Here is a 21,531-nt window from a genome sequence, read left to right as displayed (position 1 = left end):
GTAACCAGCCCCGAAGCGTGGGCGAAGCCAGAAAGTTACTCCATGCCGCGCAACCTGATCCCTTCCGACGCGACCATCAAGGCGATCAAGCCCGGAGACGCTCGAACGCGGCTCAGCGACGGTGACGGGCTCGTCCTGCTCCTGTTCGTCAAGGGCGGGTCGCATGGCTGGCGCTTTGACTACCGCTTTGCTGGCAAGCGCAACATGCTCTCGCTGGGCACCTACCCAGATACCACCCTGGCCATCGCTCGGCGCAAGGCGGACGCGACGAGGCAGATGCTGGCCGAAGGCATCGATCCAAGCCAGAAGCGCCGGGCTGCGAAGGCCTCGTTCGTGGAGGCGCGCGCCGCCCAAGAGAGGGAGGCGCAGGGTCTGCCGCCGCTTGACTCGTTTGAGGCCGTCGCGCGCGAGTGGTTCGGCGTGAAGAAAGACAGCTGGGCAAAAAGCTACAGCGACAAGATCATCGCGCGCCTGGAGGCCGACGTTTTCCCGTGGATCGGCAAGGTCCCTGTGGCTGAGGTGACGGCACCTCTACTTCTCGAGGTCATGAGGCGCATCGAGGCGCGCGGGGTGATCGAGACGGCACACCGGGCGCTGCAGGACTCTGGCCAGGTCCTTCGCTACGCCGTCGCAACGGGCAAGGCAACAAGCAATGCGGCGCGTGACCTCAAGGGCGCGCTGCGGCAGCCATACGTCAAACACTTTCCGGCCATCACGGAGCCCAAGCGGTTCGGGGAGCTCTTGCGCGCCATCGACCACTACGCCGCGACACCTGTCGTGCGCGCGGCGCTGAAGCTTGCGCCGATGCTGTTGCTGCGCCCCGGCGAGTTGCGTTTCGGCGAGTGGACGGAGATTGACCTCGACGGCGCCCTGTGGACCGTGCCGGCTATGCGCATGAAGCGGGAACTGCGCCACAAGCTGCATGGCGCGCCTCACCTCGTCCCGCTACCGAAGCAAGCGGTGGCCGTGCTGCGCGAACTCCACGCTTTGACCGGACATGCCGCGATGGTCTTCCGTGGCGAGCGCCATCACGACCGCGCGATGAGCGAGAACACCATCAACGCAGCACTCCGTGCCATGGGCTTCTCGGCCGATGAGGTGACTGGCCACGGGTTCCGTGCAACGGCGCGGACGATGCTTCAGGAGCGGCTCGGTTTCGATCCGGACGTGATCGAGGCGCAGCTGGCGCACTCGGTCCGCGACAACCTCGGCCGCGCTTACAACCGCACCGAGTTCGTGCAACAGCGGCGCAAGATGCTGCAGGCGTGGGCAGACTATCTGGACCAGTTGCGCAAAGGCGCGCCCGTCGTCTCGCTTCGAGGGCAGAAGCCTTGATCCGTGAGTTGAAGTCGGGCAGGGCTCGCTTGGTGGCGAGCCGCTAACTGGGGCGGAATCTCAAGATCCGTTGAAGCCCGCAGCGAAACTCGCTTTTTCCAATTCGTCTTTTGTCGTTGGTACACCTTCGGGTACACCAGACCGGCGAGCGTGGAATCAGGAATCGCATCCCTGCCACTTTCGTCTCGCGCAGCGAGTGTCCCAGAACATCTCACCAAGGGGAAGCGCCGGGATTGGGTCTACAACCTGCACCTCAAACCTCCCATGGCCTCTCCCAAAGGCATCTGCTGTCGGTTCGTTCCCAGTAGGCGCGTCGTCGCAGCGAGAGGCCGTCCCGCCGGCCATGCTCAGCCTCTTGCTTTGGCCAGTCGGGCAACCAAGTCGTCGTGCTGGAGCTTGAACTTTTCTGTGTTCCTCTTGAGTCGGAATAGGTTCTGTAGCTTCCACTGGAGGGCCCGCAACTGCTCAAGATGGGCATAGGGCAGCAGCGACCAGTCCGGCTCAGCCCGCACCATTGAAAGCAAGAAGTCGCAATGCCGGGGCAGCAGCGCGCGCGGAAGTTCGTCCAGCATGCGTCGGCGCGTCGCCAGCAACGCATCCAGTTGGACCGGCGCAGTGGTCATGCCCTCGAACTCGGCTTCGAACACGCCCGCCAGCGGCTTCTCGTTGGGGAACAGCACCTCGTGCGTCGGCCGGTTATGGCCCGCCAGGTAGACCACGAAGCAGTCCAGCAACTGCTCTTCCCAGCCATGACTTTCGAGCATCAACTGGACGTCGAACAGGTCCCGCGGATGTTGCCGGTCCAGTGCCGCCACCAGCTTGCTGCCGTACAGCTCGGCATCGGCCAGCACGGGAACCTGGATGTCGGCCGCGAACATCTGCTGGGCGGCGGGCGTCAACGAGCGGCGCGTCGGTGCCATGACCGTGCCGCGGAAGACGAAGTTGACTTCAACCTTGACCTCCGCGTCGGCGCTGCGCACGAACAGCTTGGCTTCGGTGCCGTCCTTGTTTTTGCGAAGCTCGACGTCATGACCTAGCGCTGCGACGCGCTCTTTCGCCTCTGCAAGCTCGGCACTTATGGCTTGCAGGGCATCTTCCCGTACGAGGTCGTGTCGGATGAAGACGATGTCGATATCGACGGACAGTCGCGGCATGTCTTGCACGAAGAGGTTGATCGCCGTGCCACCTTTCATCGCGAACGCGGGCGTGTCGAAGACAGCCGGCGCGATGTCCAGGAGCAGCCCAACCGTGCGGACGTAGACGTCGTTCATGTCGGGCGCTTCAGGTTGAGCCGTTCACCCGACCTGGTGGTCGATACCCAGCGGCTTCCACCGCCCAAGCGCTCGCTGTGCTTGCGGGCCACGTCAACCCATGGCAGCTCCAGTTCCTCGGCCAGCATGTGAGCCAGCCGGGCCACCTTGATGCGCTTGAGATGGGACAGCAGTTGGTCTAGAACGGGCAGACGCAGCGTTCGCGCGCTCTCCACCAGGTGTCGGGCTTCCTCAAGCTCCTGGCCCTTGCCCACGTCGCTCAAAAGTTCGAGCAGCGCCCGCTCCGGTGTGGATACGGGCAAGTCAGGCCGGCCACCCGGCAAAGGAGTCAGCCCGACATCTGCATCCAAACCCGGATCGAAGAGGTGGGTTGCCTGGTAGTCCGCAGCGAAGAACGAGGTGAACCAAGTCGGCAGGGTGGCCGCCTTGTCGCCCCAGAGGATCAACCGCTCCCTGGCGGCAAGGTTGTGCCGAATCCCACGCCAGGCCAGCGCAGTCTTTCCGGCCACATGTAGGCCAGGCATCAACTCGGCCAGGCGCGCAACGCTGGCATCCCGGTCAAGTTGGTCTCCAGGGAGGATGTAGACGCCATGCCCCAGCCGCTCAAGCCACCCCTCCTTGGCGAGCCGCGCCACCTGCTTGGCGTTGAAGCCCCGCTTCTGCAGCCAAGCCGTGGGCATCGGGGTGCCTCGGGGCACCTGGGTAAGGATCTGACGGAATAGAGCAGAAGGCGAAGTTCCCATTGGAAGGGAATTTTAGACATTTTTCTATTCAAATGCTAGGCAGTGCGCACGATGCCCGTAAGGACCCGCACCCGGCGATCGGAATAGGAAAAAGCCGGAGGCGCACCTCTAATGGGCATATTCGTATATTTTTTATACATCGACCTGCTCTACTTCCGACTTTTCCAAGGTCTTCGCCTACCGCTGACACGCTAGCGGGTGTGCCCTCCGAAGGCAGGGGTTGTTGGTTCGATCCCAACCGGGCGCACCAGACACAAGCCATGCAAGTCCCTGACATGCATGGCTTTTTCTATTCTGGCGAGTGATCGGACGGCAGTCCCAAGTTGTGAAGTGGGCCAAAAGTGGGCCAAAGGCTAGCCGCCGGGCGCCAGCGACCGCCGCCGCCGATGGGTGCTACGCATAATTGGTTGACTGGCGGGGCGCGATGCACGGCGTGGTTTACCGAAGCGGCCGGCGTCGCATCTAACGGTCCGCTTCCTCTGGTGCCCTTGTCGATCACGTGGGCCGGTACCGGCACCTGCACATCCGCTCGCAGCACTTGCAGACCCACTTGCCACGGACATGACGCTCGACGGTGAAGACGCCGAGCTGATACCTTCAGCACCTCGCGGTTGTTTCGCTTGCGCCAAGGCTAGAACTCTCCGAGCGCCTGGTAGACGGCCGTGTCGCGGTCCAAGCACTTCACCTCCAAGTCCGCGCTGTACTTGGTCTTGCTGGCTGGCAGCGACTCCAGTAGCTTCTTGGCTGCAACACACTGCCCACTCTCCCGAAGGGCAATCGCTAGGTTGCGGTCGACCACCTGTTTGAGGTCCGACAGGGCATTGCGGCCCCCCTCGGAAATGTCCGCCTCCTCAATGTTTCGCCCGAGCTCGAGAGAGGCGGTGGCGAGAACAGGTCCCGCTGACCTGAACTCACCTACTTTCGCTTTGGCCAAGCCAACCTGGGCGGTGGCTGTCGCCTTATCCCACGGCAGCCCGCTTTCGTTACTCATGACGCCGGCATACGTAGACGCCCTCTCGGTAAAGCCGAGGTTCTGCTTTCTCGCCGTTCTGTACGTGACTGAACATGCCTGCGTAGAGCGGCAAACCGAGCTGCGGAATGCATCGACCGCAGCCTCAATTTCTCGACCCAGCGGAGACTTCGGAGGTTCGGCGCTGTTGGCTGCGACGTCCAGCGCGCCTTTGAATTCGTCGACCACGGGCACAGCGCCGCCGACCTTAGCGTAAGCCGCAACGAGACCAGGTTCTTTGCCTAGCTCCGTGATGAGCTCATATGCAGTGAGGCCTTCTACCAGCCTCGGTAGGCGGCCAGCAAGGAAGATTTGCTGAAACTCTGGGTCTTTCGGAAGTCCACCATGGACGCTGCTGATTGGCCAATAGTGGGATAGCCAGGATGCCTCGGGCCTTGAACCGCCTGCCGGCATAGACACGCGACCGTCGCCATCCTCAGGGTTCCATGTGTCCGTCGCGTTGAGATGGCCGTCCGCGCCAAGGCGCGCAACTTCTGGCGTGGACCAGTACATTGAGTAAAACGCATACAGCGGAGCATGGGGCTGCACGAGGCTAAACCCATTCCTAAACTCCTTCGCTTTTGCGAGGACGGCGTTGAAATGTGCAGGGGGTTTAGCTCCGTTAAGAACCTCTTTGCCCGTCACCGTGGCCCAGAACTGCGGCTCGTAGTAGCTGATGACATTTGGACCACCGGGCTGTTCCGACGGATAGACCTTGACGCAAGTCCGATTGGTATCGACGTTCGTCGGCTTGGGGGTAAGGCCAAACGCACCGGGCCAGGTCAGAAGGGCGTCTCGGACTCCGTCCGTTGCCCAAGCGGTCAAGTCGTTGGCTATGCCCTGCCGCAGGTTGTCCCACTCCACATACAGATACTCAAAGCGTTTGCCCGCGTTGCGGCCGTTCTTGTCGGGCTGTCTATAGCCCTCACGAATCATTCGCAGCACTTCGCAACTGCCCTGAAGCGGAGACCCCAGCAGCACGATGCCGCCAACCAGGTGCTGTGGCGAGTACTGTTTGGCGTCGTGCTTGGCGTTCCAAGCCGATGTGACGATGCCGCCCATGCTGTGAGACACGAAGATGAGCGTCCGCTTCGTGGTTCCAAACTCTCGAGTGATGCAGCCTTCGAGGTCAGCAGCGCCTGACCTCAGGTCACGACGCCAGTCGTAGCCGCAAGCCACCGCATCAATCCCAACCTTGGCAGCTGCCGCCTTTATGGCCACGAAAGCATCGCCATACTGGTCCCCGAAGTAGCTTTCCAGGAGGGTGGCCTGTACGTCCGACTTGGCCTTCTCGTCGATGAGATTAGCCGGGAGCTTGAGCTTCTCCAAATCCGGTATGCCCTTCCCCCAGAAGACGCCGCCCAGCGAGGGCGACGAGAGCTTCGAACCCAGAATGCCGGGGACGAGCACGATGACAGGCCGCTTCTGGATTTCGGAGACGCTGGCAGCGAGCTTCCGGTCCGCGAACCCAGCGCGCACGAAGCCCTCAATCACTGAGCCGGGTGAAGTCCCGGCCGCGAAGGCGCCCGGCGCCACGGCAGTGAGCACTGCGGCGATTATTTTTATGTTCAAGATGTCCTCCCTGGAGCACCAACACGGTAGCGAGCGTCCGGCACCGCCTCATCCTCAACACTGACGAGAGCATTGAACTGCTATGAACTCTGCCCGCGCAGCGTTCGTGCTCTCCTGATGGCCACACGTCTGCTGAACGGCGCCGCCTCGCACGGGTCGACTGCCGGCACGGCATGGTCTACGCGTGTTGTGCACCCCCCAAAGCCTCACCAGCTCTGCGTCGTCAGCGGTAGGCGGCGGAGGGGGCGGAGGGGGCGAAACCCGGCGAAATCCGGCATCGCCCCAGGGCTGTATGACCCGGTCCCCACTTAAGATGCTCAGAGCAAAATCTAGGGTAAACCATATGAGTGCTGTAGACGATGTGGCGCTGAGGAGCCGGCTGCAGTCCATGCTCGAGCTTCAGGACGGCATCAACAGCAAGATTCGCTCCGATTGGCGCGGCGCTAACAACGCTTGGTTCCGGGCGATTTGGACGGAGTGCGCTGAGCTCGTGGACCACATCGGCTGGAAGTGGTGGAAGCATCAATCGCCAGACATCCCCCAGGTCCACCTAGAGCTGGTCGACATCTTCCACTTCGGGTTGAGCGAGCTCCTGCAGCAGCACGGGACGGCGGACGCCGCTTCAACCCAGCTCCTAAGTGCCTACGTCGCCTACGGAAAGCGCAGCGGCGCCGGTGTTGAAGACTCCGCGGCGCGCATCGCCCTGGTGGAGGCGTTCGCGACGTCCGTCCTGACGACGAGGCGCTTCGACTTAGCTGGGTTCTGCGAGCTCGCCAGTGCGGTCGGCCTAGAAGAGCAGACGATCTACCAGATGTACGTGGGGAAGAACGTGCTCAACGGTTTCCGGCAGGACCATGGCTACAGGGCGGGCACGTACATCAAGACCTGGGACGGCCGCGAGGACAACGTGTGGCTGGTGGATCTCGCGGCGGGCCTGGACAAGAACCCGGCCACCTTCGCGTCCGAGCTCTACGGCCACCTATCGAAAAAGTACGAAGAGGTCGCGCGTGGCTGTTGAGCTGCCGCCAACGGTTGCCGAGAACTGGAAGTTCTTCGTCAACGCGCAGCTGTGGCCAAGGGCCGCCCGTTTTGACCCTAAGGGGTGGCTCGAGAACTTCGATGCCGCAGACCAAAAGTACGCAATCCGCTTGTTGGAAGGGTTCACCTATTTCGGGGACGAGTTGATTGGCGCGCTGTTCCAAGGTGCCTTCCAGAACCTCTCGCAGCTGGTGGTCCAAAACAAGGACAACTACTTCTCGGCCAGCTCACAGTGGACGCAGTTCCTTGAGTCGGCCATCGTCGTCCGGGTTGAGGGTCACCACAGCAGCGACGCTGACAGCGCCTTCATCTTCACGAGGCTGGCACGTGACCGTCTTGGCGTCCAAGAGGAGCAGCTTCTCGCGCCAGCCAAGGCGCTCGAGCAGCTGAAGGCAACCCCGCGCGGCAACGTCATCTTTGTCGACGACTTTGTCGGGTCCGGCGAACAGTTCGAGAACACGTGGACGAAGATTCACCAGCTGTCTGACCTTGGAGCGGCGTCGTTCAAGTCGTTGGTAGGCACCATTGGTGCGGGCGCGGTGGGCTTCTACTACTGCCCTTTGATTTGCACCGAGGTGGGCCGCGACTACATCGCCGCGAAGTGCCCTTTGGTGAAGGTTGTGCCGGCTCACGTGCTACCAGAGACCTATAGCGCCCTGTCCGGCAGCTCCGTGATTTGGCGGGACGACATGAAGGTTGAAGGTCCTCTCTTCGTCGAACGTGCAAGTGTGAAAGCCGGCATTCCCTTTCGCGATGGACAGGAGGGGTGCTGGATGGGCTACCGAAAACTTGGCTTGGCGCTTGCCTTCGGACATGGGTGGCCAGACGCTGTGCTGCCCATCTTCACGCACCAAGAGAACGGCTGGAAGCCGCTCCTGAAGAGATAACCATGACGAGCCAGAACGGGTCTATCGACAAGCTGAGCACGGTGCTTGGCCTCTACAAGGCGGAATGGCTTCGCGAGCAGCTGTTCGACTGGTTCACGGTGCCGGGGTACTTCGACGAGCTGAAGACGAACCGGCCGTGTGTACTGATTGGGGGGCGGGGCACGGGGAAGACGACTGTCCTTCAGGGCCTGTCGTATCAAGGTCAGTTCGCCTTCGCCAAGTCGGACAAGAACGTCATCAACACCTGGACGTTCTTTGGCCTCTACCACCGCGTCAACACCAACCGCGTGACGGCTTTCCGGGGACCGGAGCTGACCGAGGAAAGGTGGCGTGCCTGCTTTGGTCACTACCTGAACCTGGTGTTCTGCACGCAGCTCCTGGAGTTCGCTTGCTGGTACGAGCTTCAAACGGGTCGAGACCTGTCGCTGGCCCCAAACGACTTGGCAGCGTTCCGAGCGACCCTTAACCTCCAGTCCACCGGCCGCCTGGCTGACTTGGCCCAGGAAGTCAGACTTCAGATGTTGGGGTTCGAAGCGTCCATCAACAGCATCGTCGACGCACCGCCGGGCTTTCTGTCGATGCAGGGTGCGCCAGTAGACACGCTTGCCTCCGCGCTGCTCGGCACGAAGGAGATGGCCGGCAAGCAGTTCTTCTTCCTCATCGATGAGTTTGAGAACTTTGAGGACTACCAGCAGCGCATCCTCAACACCATCATCAAGCATGCCCAGAGCGCCTATACGTTCAAAGTTGGCGTCAGGGAGCTTGGATGGCGTGAGCGCTCGACGCTGAACGGCAACGAGCAGCTGACGTCGCCGGCAGATTACGTACGCATCTCCATCGCGGAGACGCTGACCGACTCCCGCTTCAAGTCCTTCGCCGAGGGTGTTCTATCGGCTCGATATCAGGGCACGGTTGAAGGGGCGTCCGTTGTCGCCGATTTCCCTGCACTATTCCCTAAGCTCGAGGACCTCGACGAGGCCGCACGCTTAATTGACAAGGGTCAGGAAAACCGGGTTCGCAAGGCAATTGAACAGGCAAGTTCGTCGGCGCAGCTTGAGGCCGCGAAGGCGCTTCCGATTGGCGTGCAGTACTTCTTGGACTATTGGGCAAGCTCGCACAAAGAGACGACAACGCTTTCCGCCGAGATTGATTCTTGGCTCAAGGACAGTGCGTCCAGCAAGGACCGCTTCAACAACCACTTCCATGCGTCGTTGTTTGCTATTCGCCAAGGCAAGCGGGGCATCCGAAAGTACTACAGCGGATGGGACGTCTACCTGGCGCTGTGCGAAGGCAACATCCGCTACCTGCTGGAGCTTGTGCACTCGGCGTTTCTTCTTCACACCGAGGAAGGCGGCGCAGCGCTCTCGCCCATCAGCGCGGAAGTTCAGACACAGGCCGCCCAAGCTGTGGGGCGGAAGAACCTATCCGAGTTGGAAGGCCTCAGCGTTGACGGTGCACGGTTGACGAAGCTGCTGCTCAGCCTCGGTCGAGTCTTCGGCGTTCTGGCTGAGTCGCCGGCTGGACACACGCCGGAGGCTAACCAATTCCACCTCCGCGAGGAGCAGGCGTCCGACAGTGATGGGAAGGCCATGGACCTGCTCAAGCACTCGGTGATGCATTTGGCGTTGGTCAGGTATGCCGGCAGCAAGCCGCTGGACGAGCGGGATACCAAGGCCTACGACTACATGATTCACCCCATCTTTGCGCCCTTCTTTGTCTTCAGCCACCGGAAGAAGCGAAAGATTCTGCTGTCGACGGCGAACCTGCTGAGCTTGGTGGACAAGCCGAGAGAGGGCATCGACGCCGTCTTGAAGCTCAACCACAGGGAGTTCGAAGCGGACCTTCCAGACCAGATGCAGCTGTTCGGCGATTTCTATGCGTGAGTTGAAGCGCGAGCCGATATTGACTGACACCTTTGAGTCGGTCAGTCTCTTCACGCCTGTGCCTGGAAGCTCGTACATCTATCGCGTCAGCAATGAAGACCGGAGCGGCCACACCGGTCAGTGGCGACAGAGCTGCACGGATGTTCAGTTCATCGAGGTCACCACTGAATCCGTCTCCGGTTTCCAGGTGTCTGGCATCGAGGAGGAGTTCTTCCTGCGAAGCGCCGCATCGCTTTCGAGGCTGCTTGCTCCGCTGGGGACGGCTCGAGTGCTGTACGTCGACATCACCGGCCTGAGCCATCCGACCTGGGCTGCGCTCATCCGGGCGGCCATCGCCGCGAGGATGGAGGTGCGGGCTGTCTACGTGGAGCCGTATAGGTACAAGCGCAGCGCGGCACCGCTTGAAGGCCAGGTCTACGACCTCAGCGCACGCATCGCTGGCATCGCGCCAATGCCGGGCTTCGCAACGATTGCCACGACGGAAGAGTCCGTCTTCGTGCCGCTGCTGGGCTTCGAGGGGGCGAGGTTTCGTCATGTCATCGAACAGGTGCAGCCGAGTCACGAGCGGATAGTGCCGGTGGTGGGTATCCCGGGCTTCAAGCCCTGGTACGTTTTCGAGACCTACATGGGGAACAGGGCCGCGCTGGAAGAGACGAGCGCCTGGCACCACATCGAGTTCGTGCCGGCGAACTGCCCCTTCAGCTGCTTCTACCTTCTGCAGGAACTGGCTCGGCGCCATCCCAACTCCACATTGAAGGTCGCCATGATTGGCACGAAGCCGCACGCGTTAGGCGCGGTGATGTTCGCGTTGACGTCCCCGAGCCGCATCGAGCTCATCTATGACAACCCGATTCGCAAGGAAGGTCGCACCGACGGCCTGGATAGGCTCCTGGTCTATCACGTTGGCGCCATCACCGCGGGTGCTGGCGGCAGCTTGTTGACGACCGGCGCAGGGCGGCGCTGATGGACCGCTTCTACACATCGCCAGAACTTGCCGACGCGCTGGTGGGCCTCACGACGCCGCGTCGCCGCGCGCTCGCGATTGCCGACTTTGCATGTGGCGAGGGAAGCTTGCTGCTTGCAGCCGAGCGTCGCTGGCCGGCGGCTTCGATGATTGCGAACGATGTCTCGGCCGCTTCTATTGCCAGCCTTCGAAAGAGCCGCCCGAAGTGGCAGGTCGCAGGTTCGGACTTCCTGAACCCGCGCTCCGTACGTGCTTCGTCGCTCCGACACCATTTCGGCGGTGTCGACTTAGTCTTGCTGAACCCTCCGTTCTCGCGCAGAAACCGACAGACGTTCGAAGTTGCGGTGGGAGATGAGGTGCTTCACGCGAGCATCGCGATGGCGTTTGTCGTCAACAGCATCCCGTTCCTGCGCCCGGATGGCGCCATCTTGGCGGTGCTCCCGGACGGATGCTTGGTCAGCAAGCACGACGAGCCGGTATGGCGATCCTTGCGCAAGCAGTTCAACGTTGAGGTGATTCGGGACAATTCGAGGTCTGCTTTCCAGGGCGTCAGGGCGCGGACCTGCCTAGTTCGGATGACGAAATTGAACGCCCGCGTGTCGGTCGCCGAGCAGGTCGCCGCACCGTTCGCACCGACGATTTCACGGGGTCGCGTTCAGATGCATTCCCGCAAGGTGGTCACGCCCAGGCAGGGCAGGCCGCTGGTGCATACGAACAACCTGCTGAACGGCACGGTGACGAACTCGGGTGAGCATGTGCAGGGTGCCGTTCTTTCAGGGCCTGCGTTGCTGTTCCCTCGGGTCGGGCTCGTCACGCCCGGGAAGCTTTGTGTGCTCGGAGCGGGTCGACGGGTGACGCTGTCGGACTGCGTGCTTGGCGTGGCTTGCGAGTCGGAGGCGGACGTCGACACCTTGAGGCGAATGGTGCTAGCCGCGTGGCCAGTCTTCGCCTCAGCCTATCGGGGCACCGGTGCCCCCTACATTACGCTTGAACGCGCGTCGATGGTGCTGTCTAACATCTCGGCAGGTGGTCGGTCACTTGTGAACGAGCTTCCGAGTGAGGCGCTGGCCTAACCCTTCCCGCTTTGTAGGCCGAGACTGGCGCTTCAGGGCAGCGTGAATGGCCGTGCCCGAGACGCCTTGCTCTGGCCCGCCGCCTCGCGGACTGCGCGGTGGCCCAGCGCAGCAGGTCATATAAGGTTGAGGCTTGCCGACTTGATCCTTAGCCGCTCCAGCTCAGCGTAGATATGGCGCTCACAGCTGGTCGAAATCGCACCATCCGCGTAGAGCATAGGGACCGGATTGCTGAAGACCAGATGACTCTCGATGCTGCAGTCGTGCCCGAGCTTGAGAAACTTTGCAACAGCTGACTTGCGGGCCACAAGAAGCTCAATGCGATCCAGATGCTTTCGCAGCGAATCACCTTTCCCATTCGGAAGCACCTCGCCTGCATAGTCCATCAACTGCTCGGCAATCTCGCTGTGAGATTTCTTGAACTGCAGGTCCTTGCATTCCATGACGAGCACCCTGCGACTGTGAAGGTCCCAAGCAAGAACGTCAACATCGCCGTAGTTCCGGTCAAGCTTAGCGGCGAGTATCCTGGTAAGCGCAACCTCTGGGAGAACCTCCCATCCGAGCGCGACCATCTTCGTCTTGACCTTCACATTGAAGTCGTGGCCATCACGATCACGCGCGAAGCCAGCGTACCTCTGCATGGCCTGGCCGAGATGGTTGTCAGGGTAGTTGGCGTAGTAGTAGTTGCCCATGGTGAAGGAGAGCGCCTCGCGCAGCAGACCTGGCGTGACCAACACGAATGGGTCGGCCTCATCCGATACCTGCAGTATTGGCCGCCTAAGCAAACTGAGCCGCCGGCGGAGGCGCCACGAGTCAATGTCCCGTTCCGCGTAGCCTAGCGGGACTTGTCGCCAAGACGGGCGCGTCCGAAGAGTGAGTGCCGAGACAATCGCGTCGCCGGCTGTCGCATCGTTTGCTACAGAAACTAACTCGCTGCGGCGAAGCCGAGACACCGGCTCTTGCAGGTCGATGCCGCGGTCCTCGACTGCGTCAACGAATTGCCTGAACGCATCGAGCTCTGCGCCGAACTCGTTTGCCCATGCGTCGAGGAATTGGGGCTCGAGCACGCCCCTCGCCTCCTCCGTGATTCCCGGATGCTCTAGGTTCTTCGTGTAACTGCGGGCTGAGCCCCTGTAGCGGACCTCGCTGGTCTTGCTTCCAAACTTGGTCATCACGCCGTCGATGATGCTGTGGTCGACGTGCACATCACCAATCGCCCGAATGATGACCTTCGGCGCCATCAAGCCCCAATGGATCAAGCCTGACCAGCCACCAAGCTGATATACCTGAGATGCGAGCGTCATCAGTGACGTATGGTCGATTTCGCCGAACCGACGCCCGCCCTGCAGCGGGCACTCGCAAATCGCCATCTCGATAAGGAGCCGTGACGTGTGAAAGACAGTGTTCAGCTTGAAGTCATGATCCCGCATCGGCCCGAGTGCCAGCGCCTCGTCAGACCTAAATGCCAGGTTCGCCGCCGATGTCCTGTGCCAGAGGTCTCGCGAGACAGCCGCGACCTCGTAGTTCAGTAGCAGATTGCAGATGACATCCAGACGATCCAGCGACCGCAGTTGCTCGCATAGTTCGTCCTCTAGTTTTCGGACAAGCTTGTTGAGGTAGTCACGGCTTACCTCCTTGCCGAGGATGACATTGCCGTCGCTCTGGTGACGCACCTTCCAGCCGAGGCCGACCCTCGTGTTTCCATCGTCGTACTTGCTGACGTTGACCACCTTCTGCTGGGCAAGCACGGGCAGGAAGTCTCGAAAATTGCGAGCCGCCATCACATGAGACTGGCGCGCGTTCTCGTTTGGAACGATCTGACTGAACAAGTCTTCCTGGTCAACCTGCGGCTCGCCCGCGAGCAGCGCCACGCCACGGATGAGAGCCCTGACTAGTGCTGCCTCAGCAATGTTCGCAGGGTTGAAGAGGGCACGGTCAAACTGGGGGTCAATCGTCAGCTGAACCGTTCTGTTGGCCTGGTCGACTTCCAGCGCAATGGAGCCCTCAGCGTCCTCCGCAGTGCCCCATGGCTCCGCCGGGTCAAAGAGCTGCTGCGCTTCTTTGAAAACGCACCTCCATAGAACCGGGCCGGCGCCAAGGCTCTGACCGAAGGTTTCTTCTAGCAGTGGGGCGGCGCGGCGGCACCACGTGCCCAGCATCTGCCAGCGCTCGTAGGTTCCCTTTGCCGAGCCGTCAGATGAGGCCTGCTCAAACCACCAAGCGCGAGAACCGGCTATGCAAACCCCCATTGGTTTGCGGCTATCTTCGGGTTCTACCTCGCCGTATACGGGGTTCTCGTTCTGGTCGTCGAAGTAGCTTCGACCTTCGGTATGGACTCTCCTCCACGTTCCGTCTACGAATGGTTCCGCATGTAAGTCGCGAGACGAGGCGACCGAATGTCGAGCGCCGAGGAGCGCGTTTTGACTGATGCTGAATACGATCTTCTGGCCACCCGCACCCGGCGGAATGGCTCCGTGGGGAATCAAGTGTCCGTCCAGCGACGTGCCCCAAGCCGCAAGGTTGAGGAAGCCGTTGATGTTTTGGAGGCGAACACCTTGCGCTCTGAGTCGCCGTTCCCCATCAAGAATGCGCCACAGCTCCAGAAGCGACATGTCCGGCATCGACTCCAAGGTGAAAAAGTCAGCGGCAGCGAGGTGAACCACCTCCCACTGAGCCCGTTCATAGATGTCGAGCGCATAGTGGGCACCTCTTCCGATGCCGCACGTCACCATCAGCACGAGCCCTTGCTCAAGCGCCATGTTTTTTGCGCAGGCCTCTTGAGCTTCCGCGATGGACTTCTCCATGCGGACTTTTAGCGCCTCCGTGGGCGCATAGAGCCCCCTTACTCCGCCCTCCTCGTAGCCATCGAGCGTGTCGAGAAGGCACATCAGGACGACCGGCCGGCCGTGATCCACCTGCCAGGCCGCACAGCTGATGTATCCGCCATCAGCCCGGCCAAAACTTGGGCTTGGACCCGGTCCACGAAGAAGCCGGGACCGCTTGAATTCGTGCGTGTATTCGCGAGCAAGCATTTGCACGAAGACCCCTCGGTTTCCACCGGAGCCAAGTGCTTCAACGAAGAGCCTCCGGATTGCGCCTCCGACAGCCGTCGGCAGAACCAGGAATAAGCTCTGACCGGCTATCGCCACAGGGGCTCGTTCAAGTGAGGTGTTGCCAATGGACTGCTCGAGCAAGCCCCGGCGTCCTTCAACCTCAAAGGTGAAAGGTGCCAAGTGGTTAGGAACAATCCCGGCTCGCCTCAGGTCATCCAAACTGAACTCGACCAGACCCTGCAGCGCTCCGTACTGCCCTGCCAGCTCCTTCGGCAGAACCTTTACCTGTGCCCCCGAGCCCTTCTGATTGCGCATCAGGCCCGCGCGCCTGCAGGCCAAGTCTGAAACGGTCAGCAGCGCGTAAATGCAGTCTGTGACGGCCCGAAAATTCGGCTCATCCGGCAGGTCGTCAAGCATGTTGACGAAGCGCTGCAGATAGAACGTGCCGCTTTCCCAGGTGCCTTCAAGGACGAGGAAGTTGCCGCGACGGGACACGATGTTCCCGACAAAAACATCCTCGGGAGGGTCTTCGTTGCCGCCGTGAGTGCGCCCCACGGAGGAGAACCCTTTTAGAAGAATGCTTGATGTCGCAGACTGCTCGCCGTTTGCGACTGCCATGCTCAGCTGCACCAGCGCCTCTAGTCGAAGACAGTTGCTTTGCAATGATGGCTGAAGGAGCAAACCGCCAAACGCTGCGGCCAGCTTGATCGGTTGGAACATACGCAAGTCGCGAGTGAACGGCTTGCAGCCATCTGCAACCTGTCGGAGACGTACTGCCGACATTGACGTCGCCATGAGCGTTGCCAACGCTACCAAGTTGGGCAGTTCGCCCTCATCCTCGTTTGTCATATTTCCCCCCTGGATCGGCATCCAAGCGGACGACGGTTAATGCTTGTCGAGCGCTTGCCCGGTCCGAGCCTGACTCATTGGGGCATTTCGAGGTCCCCTTGTGCGTCGATGCTAATGGAGGCCAGGATTGCATGCCGATGCATGGCATCCAAACGCTGGCACCAAGCCTATCCTGCACTAACCCTTTTCCCTCCTCTTGTCTCGATGGCAAGTCGAGACGCCGCTGAAATCTCGCCGGAAATCAGCGTGTCGCACCGCCCCGCGTCCATCAACATGAACGCAACCGAACAGCGACCGGCAAACAGCGGCAGTTTGTGAACGCAGACCGCACGTTGCGAAGCCTGTCCGAACGCGGAGCGGCAAATGCGAACAGACAGCGAACATTCACCGGCATCGGGTGAACAGAGACCGGCAGTGCAGCGAGCGGGCATGGCACCGATGAGCGTCGCGACGCTCCAGCCGACCGAAGTCCCGGGACGTCTCACCCGCAAGGCCCGGCACTACCTCCCGCAGGTACTTGGCCTTCGCGCCCAAGGCTACACGCTGGAAGCGATCCAGCAGGCGCTGGCGGCCGTCGGTGTGACGGTCAGCATCAGCACGGTGCGCCGCGAGGCCATGCGCCCCTTGCCGGCCTCAGCGATGCCAGTCGCCACGCCCCAGGCGATCGCCACCCCTCGGGCAGCCTCCCCCGACCCAAGTGCCACGCCACCTGCCTTACCCGGTCTTCCAGCCTCGGGCAAGGACGCCGCCGCGACCTACGCCCAGGCGAAGAGCAGCAACCCCCTCATGCGCGCCAAGGAGAACCCATGAAACTCGCCGTCATCAACTTCTCCGGCAACGTGGGCAAGACGACGCTCGCGCGCCACCTGCTGTTGCCGCGTATCCCCGGTGCGGAATACATCGCGGTGGAGACCATCAACGCCGGCGCCGAAGGCCAGGCGTCGCTGCGCGGGGACCAGTTCGCCATGCTGCAGGAATACCTGCTCTCGATCGACAGTGCCGTCGTCGACATCGGCGCCAGCACGGTGGACGACCTGATGGACCTGATGGCGCAGTACGGCGGCAGCCATGAGGACTTCGACTGCTTCATCGTGCCCACGGTGCCGGATCCCAAGCAGCAGCAGGACACCATCGCAACGCTGGTCGACCTGGCCCGCTTGGGTGTGCCTCCTGAACGCATGCGGCTCGTGTTCAACACGATGGAGCTGGGCGTGACCGTGGAGCAGGCGTTCTACCTGGTGCTGGGTTTCCTGCATGAACACCCGCTGGCCATCGCGAACCCCGAATGCGCGCTGCGCCGGAACGAGATCTACGCCCGCGTGCGCGGACTCAGCACCGACTTTCTCACGCTGTCGCAGGACCCAACCGACTACAAGCGCCTGATCGCCCGTGCGCAGAACCAGGCCGACAAAATGGCGCTCGGCCAGAAGTTGGCCACGCGGCGACTCGCCGGCAGCGTCCTGGTGGAACTCGACCGGTGCTTCACGGCGCTGGGGTTGCCAAGCGCCGCCGACTCGGCCGGCATGTCGATGGTCACGGGAGAAGCGCAATGAACCCGCCCGTCACGGGCCGCGAAGCCCTGCTCATCGAGGCCATCGCCGAATTAGTCGACGTGCTGGACCGGGTGGACATGCTCCTCCCTGCGCTTGAGGCAGGCCAGATTGATGCGGCGGCGGCCCACCGCAAGCTCGCGGTCCAGGTGTCCAAGCTTGAGGCCCAGATGGTCGCGACGGGCGAGACCGTGAAGACCAATGCGGTCAAGTTCATTGCCCAGCACACCGGCCAGGCGACGCGTCAGTCCATCGACTTCCACATCCGGGCCATGGAGGAGGCGGCTCGGAAGCTCTTCGTCGCGGAACTGAGCCCCGCACTGCGAGCGCTCGTGGCACCGCTCCTGCAGGTGCAGGAAATCGTGCGGCAGCAGGCGCGCCCCTGGGATGACTGGCTGACGCATGCGGCGACGGCGATTGCCGCGTCCGTGTGCACGTGGGTGGTGACGTCCGGCGTGTGGCGGTGACAAGGTCGGCGGTGCCCTCTGGCGGCTTCGGCAGAATCGACCCGCCGCCTTCCCATCGACGATGCAGACCAACTCCGACGACCCCGAACGCTCCTCCGCGCTGGCGGCCGCCGCCAAAGCCATCGGGGATCTCGACGCGCTGTTGCAAGCGATGCAGTCCAGCATGGGCCTGAGCAAGCCCTGGCAGCGCCAGCTGGCCGCCAAGCTCACAGACGCGGCGCGGCACCTCGACATACTCCGGCTGACGATCTCTCTGGAACGCGAAGCTACGGAGATCGCCAACGCCGCCAGCGCGTTGCTGACGGTCCTGCGACAGGCCGATGCCAATATCGCAGCCGGCCGAGCCGATGAAGGCACGCGCTGCGCCGTGCGCCTGGCGGCCGAGTTCGCGCGTCGCGTGGATCGCTCGATCTCGGACTACTGCGCGCCAGATGCTTGAACCGTCTCGCGTTCCGTGACGCGCTGGCGCACACGCTGGATGATTGCCCGCACCCGAGCCTCGCCGTTCGGCACCAGTATGTAGAGATCTGCCCGGGCCCAACGCAGCGCGTCGAGGCAGCACAGCATGTCGTCGCTGATGCCGACATCCACCGCGCGCAGTTCGAACACGTCCAGCGGGAAAGTCCGGCCGTTGAACGTCGAAGCGATGAAGGCGGCGACGCGGCGAGTCTGTCCCGAGTCGCCGCCTTCCGCCAGTTTGAGCAGTCGAGCAAAGGCCCGCTCGCCCTTGGTGGTGGCGGTCTGAGCGCGGACAGCACAACGCGCGAGCGCGTCCAGGGTCGAAGTGGTCATGATGATCTCCAATCGAGAGCCCAGCCGGGCCCCGACCGGGATGCCAAGACAACTGATCCTCTCGCTCGGACTTCCTCGCTCCCGCCCACGGGCGGGCGGGGGGTGGGCATGGCCCCTTCCAGCGGGAAGGGGTTGGGGATGGATGTTCAGAACCCAGGAGCCGAAGCAGTGCGCCGGTTTCCCGGCCCACCGCTTGAAGATCCCCCCACAAGTCCCCCTCACAAAGGGACGGGGGCGCAGCTGGGGGGAGCGCGGTGGGACGACCGGCGCACAGGCTGCCCTCTCCCCACGGCGACCCAGCGCCGCAGCCGATGTGACAGCTCGCCTGGCGCAGCGGTTGCAGCGAAGACGCCGCACATACCCGAACAGCGGCGGCTCTGCGGCCGGCGTGACACCAAGCGCAGCGACTGGCGCGACGGTCGAGCCGCTGATCGCTGGCTTGCAGCCTGACTTCAGCGGCCCGGCTTCGGGCGTGGCGGGTGACCGGGGTGGCGATCTGGCCGGATCAGCGCGCAGCGCAGCCGATCAAAGCCGGTCAGTTCGCCAAGCAGGCCTTTCGCGCGCAGCGTGAAGGAAATCGCCTGCTGATCCCGGGCACGGGAGGGCCGCTTCGTTCTTCAACTGATCAGCCAGTAAGCTCGTGTGGCAGGTAGATGCTGCATCTGGCTGGCTGATGTCGCAGGCAGTCGGCGCCCAAAAGTCAGCAAAGTGCTCACATCAGTCTATTGCCGTGGCTCCTTGAAATTCCGCCCTACAAAGCTGGCGCTCATCAACGGTTCGCGGACGCGGCTCGCGTACAAGACATCTCTCTGCGCGTGCTTTTCCCTAGGGCGGTAGAGGAACCAAACTATCGATACGTACTGAGCCACTCGCCATCACCTGACCGGTGCCCTGCGGCGCGGTGAGATCCAGCGCCAGCTTGGTGATGCGGCCCGCGCCATCCACGACCAGCTCGTGGATGATGAAATTGCCTTGCACGGACGATGGACGCACCTGTCCGCTAACCAAGTCCAAGGTCGGCACGCCGGGTGGTCTTTGATACCACGTGCTGCTGTAGGCATTGGCATAGATGCCGGGTCGCAGCGCCTGGCCGTCGGGACTTCGCAGCTCAATGCTCCAATTGCCATTGGAGTCCGCCGGGTCAGCCACTTCCATGTATGTCAGGTTCAGCCGGTCTGCCTGCTGGCTGGCACTCAGGGTTCCAACAGCCTGACCGCTCCAGCGCTCCTTCGGTGGGGTGAAAGCATCCTCCAGGTTCAACGGAATGCGCAGTCGGCTGAACCAGGGGTCGGATGTATCGGCAAGCGTACGCAGCACGAAATCGGCGCTTTCGGTCTGATCCGCGCCTTCCAGCTGAACGGACAGGCGCACCGTCGACGACCCAATGCCGCGTGCTCCGGCGCCCAGGGCAATCACGGCGACACGCTCTCCGGGCTGCGAGATCGTGAGCGGTGTTCCGCTCACCTGGGTCCACCGATAGCGAACGTTCGCGGTGGTGCCCGCTGGCGGCGGAACTCCTGCCACCTCGAGGGGCGTGCCGGCTTTCAGCGTCAGCCGGGCTGCCAGCGTGGATTGAGGGTTGAGGACATCTGGCGTGGTGAACTCGCCGATGCTGCCTGCATACACCGACAAGGTGCCGCCCGTCGTGGCGCGCATCAGCTGGCCGTTCACGCTCGACTCACCGGTGTCCACCCGGAGTTGGTAGCGATGCGAGTAGAGGAGCGCTGTCGCAGGCCGAACCGTGATCTGCGCGCCAGTTACATCGACGGCGACTGGCACCTCGGTGCCGGTCGCGGGCGGCTGGTCCAGACGTCCTTTGTCCAGCAGCGACCAGCGCCAGCTGGTGGCGCCAGCCACCGGACGCGTGAACTGGATCGTGAACGTCGATGCGGTGGGCAGCGTGCTGTTGCCAGCGAAGGGCGGCCGGATGGTGAACTCATTGGGGTCGTAGCCGTATGCCGCGCCTTTTCCGCCGCGCGTGTAGTCAGCGAACAAGACGCCGGAGGCGATGCCGGCGCCCAGCCAGGTGCCGGTCAATACCGCTTCCCGACTGCCGTCACCACCCTGGTCAAGCCAGCCAGCGAGTTCTGCATTTCCCGGCGCAACGCTGGTCGCCACCTGTACCCGAGCCTCGTCGCCCCCGCGCCCAAGCATGCGGATCTCACCCTGCTGGGGATCTAGCTCCGGAACGGTGTCCAGCCATGACTTGAGCGGGCTCACGGTCGCCACGTCGTATGCGCCCCCGAGATCCGAGCTGTCGTAGCGCATCTTCAGTTCGATGTAAGTGCGCGCCTCATCCCAACGGTGAGTCTTGCCGATGCGTAGCGCCGTTATGCGATCGGGCCCGACGTTCGAGCCCGGGAAGCCGATGCTGATCGTCGAGTCGCTGCTGTCACCGATCGTGAGGCTCTGGCGGAGCGCGGTGCGCGAGATGGTCAGGCGCAATTGCCCCGTGATCCGGAAATCGCTGCGGCCCGGCAACCCGGTGGTGTAGCCAATGGCGACACCCGGCGCAGCAAGGATCAGCCGCGCATCGAAATCTCCGTTTGGCTGCGTGCTGATCAAGGTGACCCCGACGCGTCCCTCCATGCCCCGCGTCAGCGGGTCGCGCGAGCAGCCTGTGTATTGCAGCGCGAGTTCATCGCCCGCGCTCAGGGTCTGGCTGCCGTCCTTGTCGGACCAATCCCGCTGCAGTTGCCCTCCACTCGGACAGCCACCCCTGTTGAGTTGCCCCGGTGCGGTCGTGATGTCGTCGGCGACCAGCTGACCCAAGCGAAACATCAGTTCGGTCGCCCACAGTGGGTAACCGGCCACGCGGCCGACGTTGTCGGCGCGGAACGCGAGAAGACCGTTATCGGCTACTGGCGGCTGGACGGGAGTCGGTGGCGTCGTGCCTGCGTCACCTCCGCCTCCACCGCCACACGCGGCCAGCAAGACCATGCCGGTCACTGCGAGCAAGGTCTTGAACCTTCGTCCCTTGGTCCCGATCAGCAAAACTTCTCTCCCTGGCAGCGGTCGAATCTGCGCGGCAATCTATCAGCGCAG

16 protein-coding genes are annotated in these 21,531 nt (G+C 62.6%); 10 read left to right on the top strand and 6 right to left on the bottom strand.

What is annotated here, in order from left to right; translation table 11 throughout:
- Nucleotides 1-42: 42 nt before the first annotated feature.
- Nucleotides 43-1,335, top strand: a complete 1,293-nt coding sequence (locus ABIS05_RS23685; protein ID WP_348013723.1) for a phage integrase central domain-containing protein — start codon at nucleotides 43-45, stop codon at nucleotides 1,333-1,335.
- 347 nt (nucleotides 1,336-1,682) lie between these two features.
- Here ABIS05_RS23685 and ABIS05_RS23680 read toward each other — a convergent pair whose 3' ends face one another.
- The 3 genes from ABIS05_RS23680 to ABIS05_RS23670 form a co-directional block, all read right to left on the bottom strand.
- Nucleotides 1,683-2,606, bottom strand: coding sequence for a nucleotidyl transferase AbiEii/AbiGii toxin family protein (locus ABIS05_RS23680; RefSeq protein ID WP_348013722.1), 924 nt, complete (start codon nucleotides 2,604-2,606; stop codon nucleotides 1,683-1,685).
- Nucleotides 2,603-3,349, bottom strand: coding sequence for a type IV toxin-antitoxin system AbiEi family antitoxin domain-containing protein (locus ABIS05_RS23675; protein ID WP_348013721.1), 747 nt, complete (start codon nucleotides 3,347-3,349; stop codon nucleotides 2,603-2,605). Before ABIS05_RS23675 ends, ABIS05_RS23680 begins: the two co-directional genes overlap by 4 nt.
- A gap of 631 nt (nucleotides 3,350-3,980) precedes the next feature.
- Nucleotides 3,981-5,930: a lipase/acyltransferase domain-containing protein gene (locus ABIS05_RS23670; protein WP_348013720.1), complete on the bottom strand. Its 1,950-nt coding sequence runs from the start codon at nucleotides 5,928-5,930 to the stop codon at nucleotides 3,981-3,983.
- Nucleotides 5,931-6,273: 343 nt separating this feature from the next.
- Here ABIS05_RS23670 and ABIS05_RS23665 point away from each other — a divergent pair, with 343 nt between their 5' ends.
- Genes ABIS05_RS23665 through ABIS05_RS23645 form a run of 5 tightly spaced genes read left to right on the top strand, consistent with a single transcriptional unit; the run spans nucleotide 6,274 to nucleotide 11,775 of the window.
- Entirely contained in the window at nucleotides 6,274-6,948 is a 675-nt protein-coding gene (locus ABIS05_RS23665) for a dUTP diphosphatase (RefSeq protein WP_348013719.1), read from the top strand.
- A complete protein-coding gene (locus ABIS05_RS23660) occupies nucleotides 6,938-7,855 on the top strand; it encodes a hypothetical protein (protein WP_348013718.1) in 918 nt (305 codons plus the stop codon). Before ABIS05_RS23665 ends, ABIS05_RS23660 begins: the two co-directional genes overlap by 11 nt.
- 2 nt (nucleotides 7,856-7,857) lie before the next feature.
- A complete protein-coding gene (locus ABIS05_RS23655; protein ID WP_348013717.1) occupies nucleotides 7,858-9,738 on the top strand; it encodes a hypothetical protein in 1,881 nt (626 codons plus the stop codon).
- A complete protein-coding gene (locus tag ABIS05_RS23650) occupies nucleotides 9,731-10,702 on the top strand; it encodes a hypothetical protein (protein WP_348013716.1) in 972 nt (323 codons plus the stop codon). The genes ABIS05_RS23655 and ABIS05_RS23650 overlap by 8 nt, the downstream gene beginning before the upstream one ends.
- Nucleotides 10,702-11,775, top strand: coding sequence for a methyltransferase (locus ABIS05_RS23645; protein ID WP_348013715.1), 1,074 nt, complete (start codon nucleotides 10,702-10,704; stop codon nucleotides 11,773-11,775). Before ABIS05_RS23650 ends, ABIS05_RS23645 begins: the two co-directional genes overlap by 1 nt.
- A gap of 116 nt (nucleotides 11,776-11,891) precedes the next feature.
- Here the strand turns inward: ABIS05_RS23645 and ABIS05_RS23640 are convergent, their stop codons facing one another.
- Nucleotides 11,892-15,548 (bottom strand): hypothetical protein, encoded by a 3,657-nt coding sequence (locus ABIS05_RS23640; protein ID WP_348013714.1) that lies wholly within the window; start codon nucleotides 15,546-15,548, stop codon nucleotides 11,892-11,894.
- Between the two features lie 567 nt (nucleotides 15,549-16,115).
- On the opposite strand from ABIS05_RS23640, the gene ABIS05_RS23635 reads away from it, so the two are divergent.
- The 4 genes from ABIS05_RS23635 to ABIS05_RS23620 all read left to right on the top strand — a co-directional run bounded on the left by ABIS05_RS23635 (nucleotide 16,116) and on the right by ABIS05_RS23620 (nucleotide 18,133).
- Complete coding sequence (locus ABIS05_RS23635) at nucleotides 16,116-16,487, top strand: hypothetical protein (protein WP_348063353.1); 372 nt, start codon at nucleotides 16,116-16,118, stop codon at nucleotides 16,485-16,487.
- Entirely contained in the window at nucleotides 16,484-17,230 is a 747-nt protein-coding gene (gene stbB / locus ABIS05_RS23630; protein WP_348013712.1) for a StbB family protein, read from the top strand. The genes ABIS05_RS23635 and stbB overlap by 4 nt, the downstream gene beginning before the upstream one ends.
- Nucleotides 17,227-17,694, top strand: coding sequence for a hypothetical protein (locus tag ABIS05_RS23625; RefSeq protein ID WP_348013711.1), 468 nt, complete (start codon nucleotides 17,227-17,229; stop codon nucleotides 17,692-17,694). Before stbB ends, ABIS05_RS23625 begins: the two co-directional genes overlap by 4 nt.
- A gap of 61 nt (nucleotides 17,695-17,755) precedes the next feature.
- Entirely contained in the window at nucleotides 17,756-18,133 is a 378-nt protein-coding gene (locus tag ABIS05_RS23620) for a hypothetical protein (RefSeq protein WP_348013710.1), read from the top strand.
- Here the strand turns inward: ABIS05_RS23620 and ABIS05_RS23615 are convergent.
- The gene (locus tag ABIS05_RS23615; RefSeq protein WP_348013709.1) at nucleotides 18,112-18,486 is read right to left on the bottom strand and encodes a hypothetical protein; all 375 of its coding nucleotides are present in this window, start codon (nucleotides 18,484-18,486) and stop codon (nucleotides 18,112-18,114) included. The genes ABIS05_RS23620 and ABIS05_RS23615 overlap by 22 nt on opposite strands.
- Nucleotides 18,487-19,311: 825 nt before the next feature.
- A complete protein-coding gene (locus ABIS05_RS23610) occupies nucleotides 19,312-21,480 on the bottom strand; it encodes an Ig-like domain-containing protein (protein WP_348013708.1) in 2,169 nt (722 codons plus the stop codon).
- Nucleotides 21,481-21,531: the final 51 nt, after the last annotated feature.

It is taken from the genome of Roseateles sp. (assembly GCF_039929605.1).
GTDB lineage: Bacteria > Pseudomonadota > Gammaproteobacteria > Burkholderiales > Burkholderiaceae_C > Pelomonas.
This window is presented reverse-complemented; position numbering and strand designations above follow the sequence as displayed.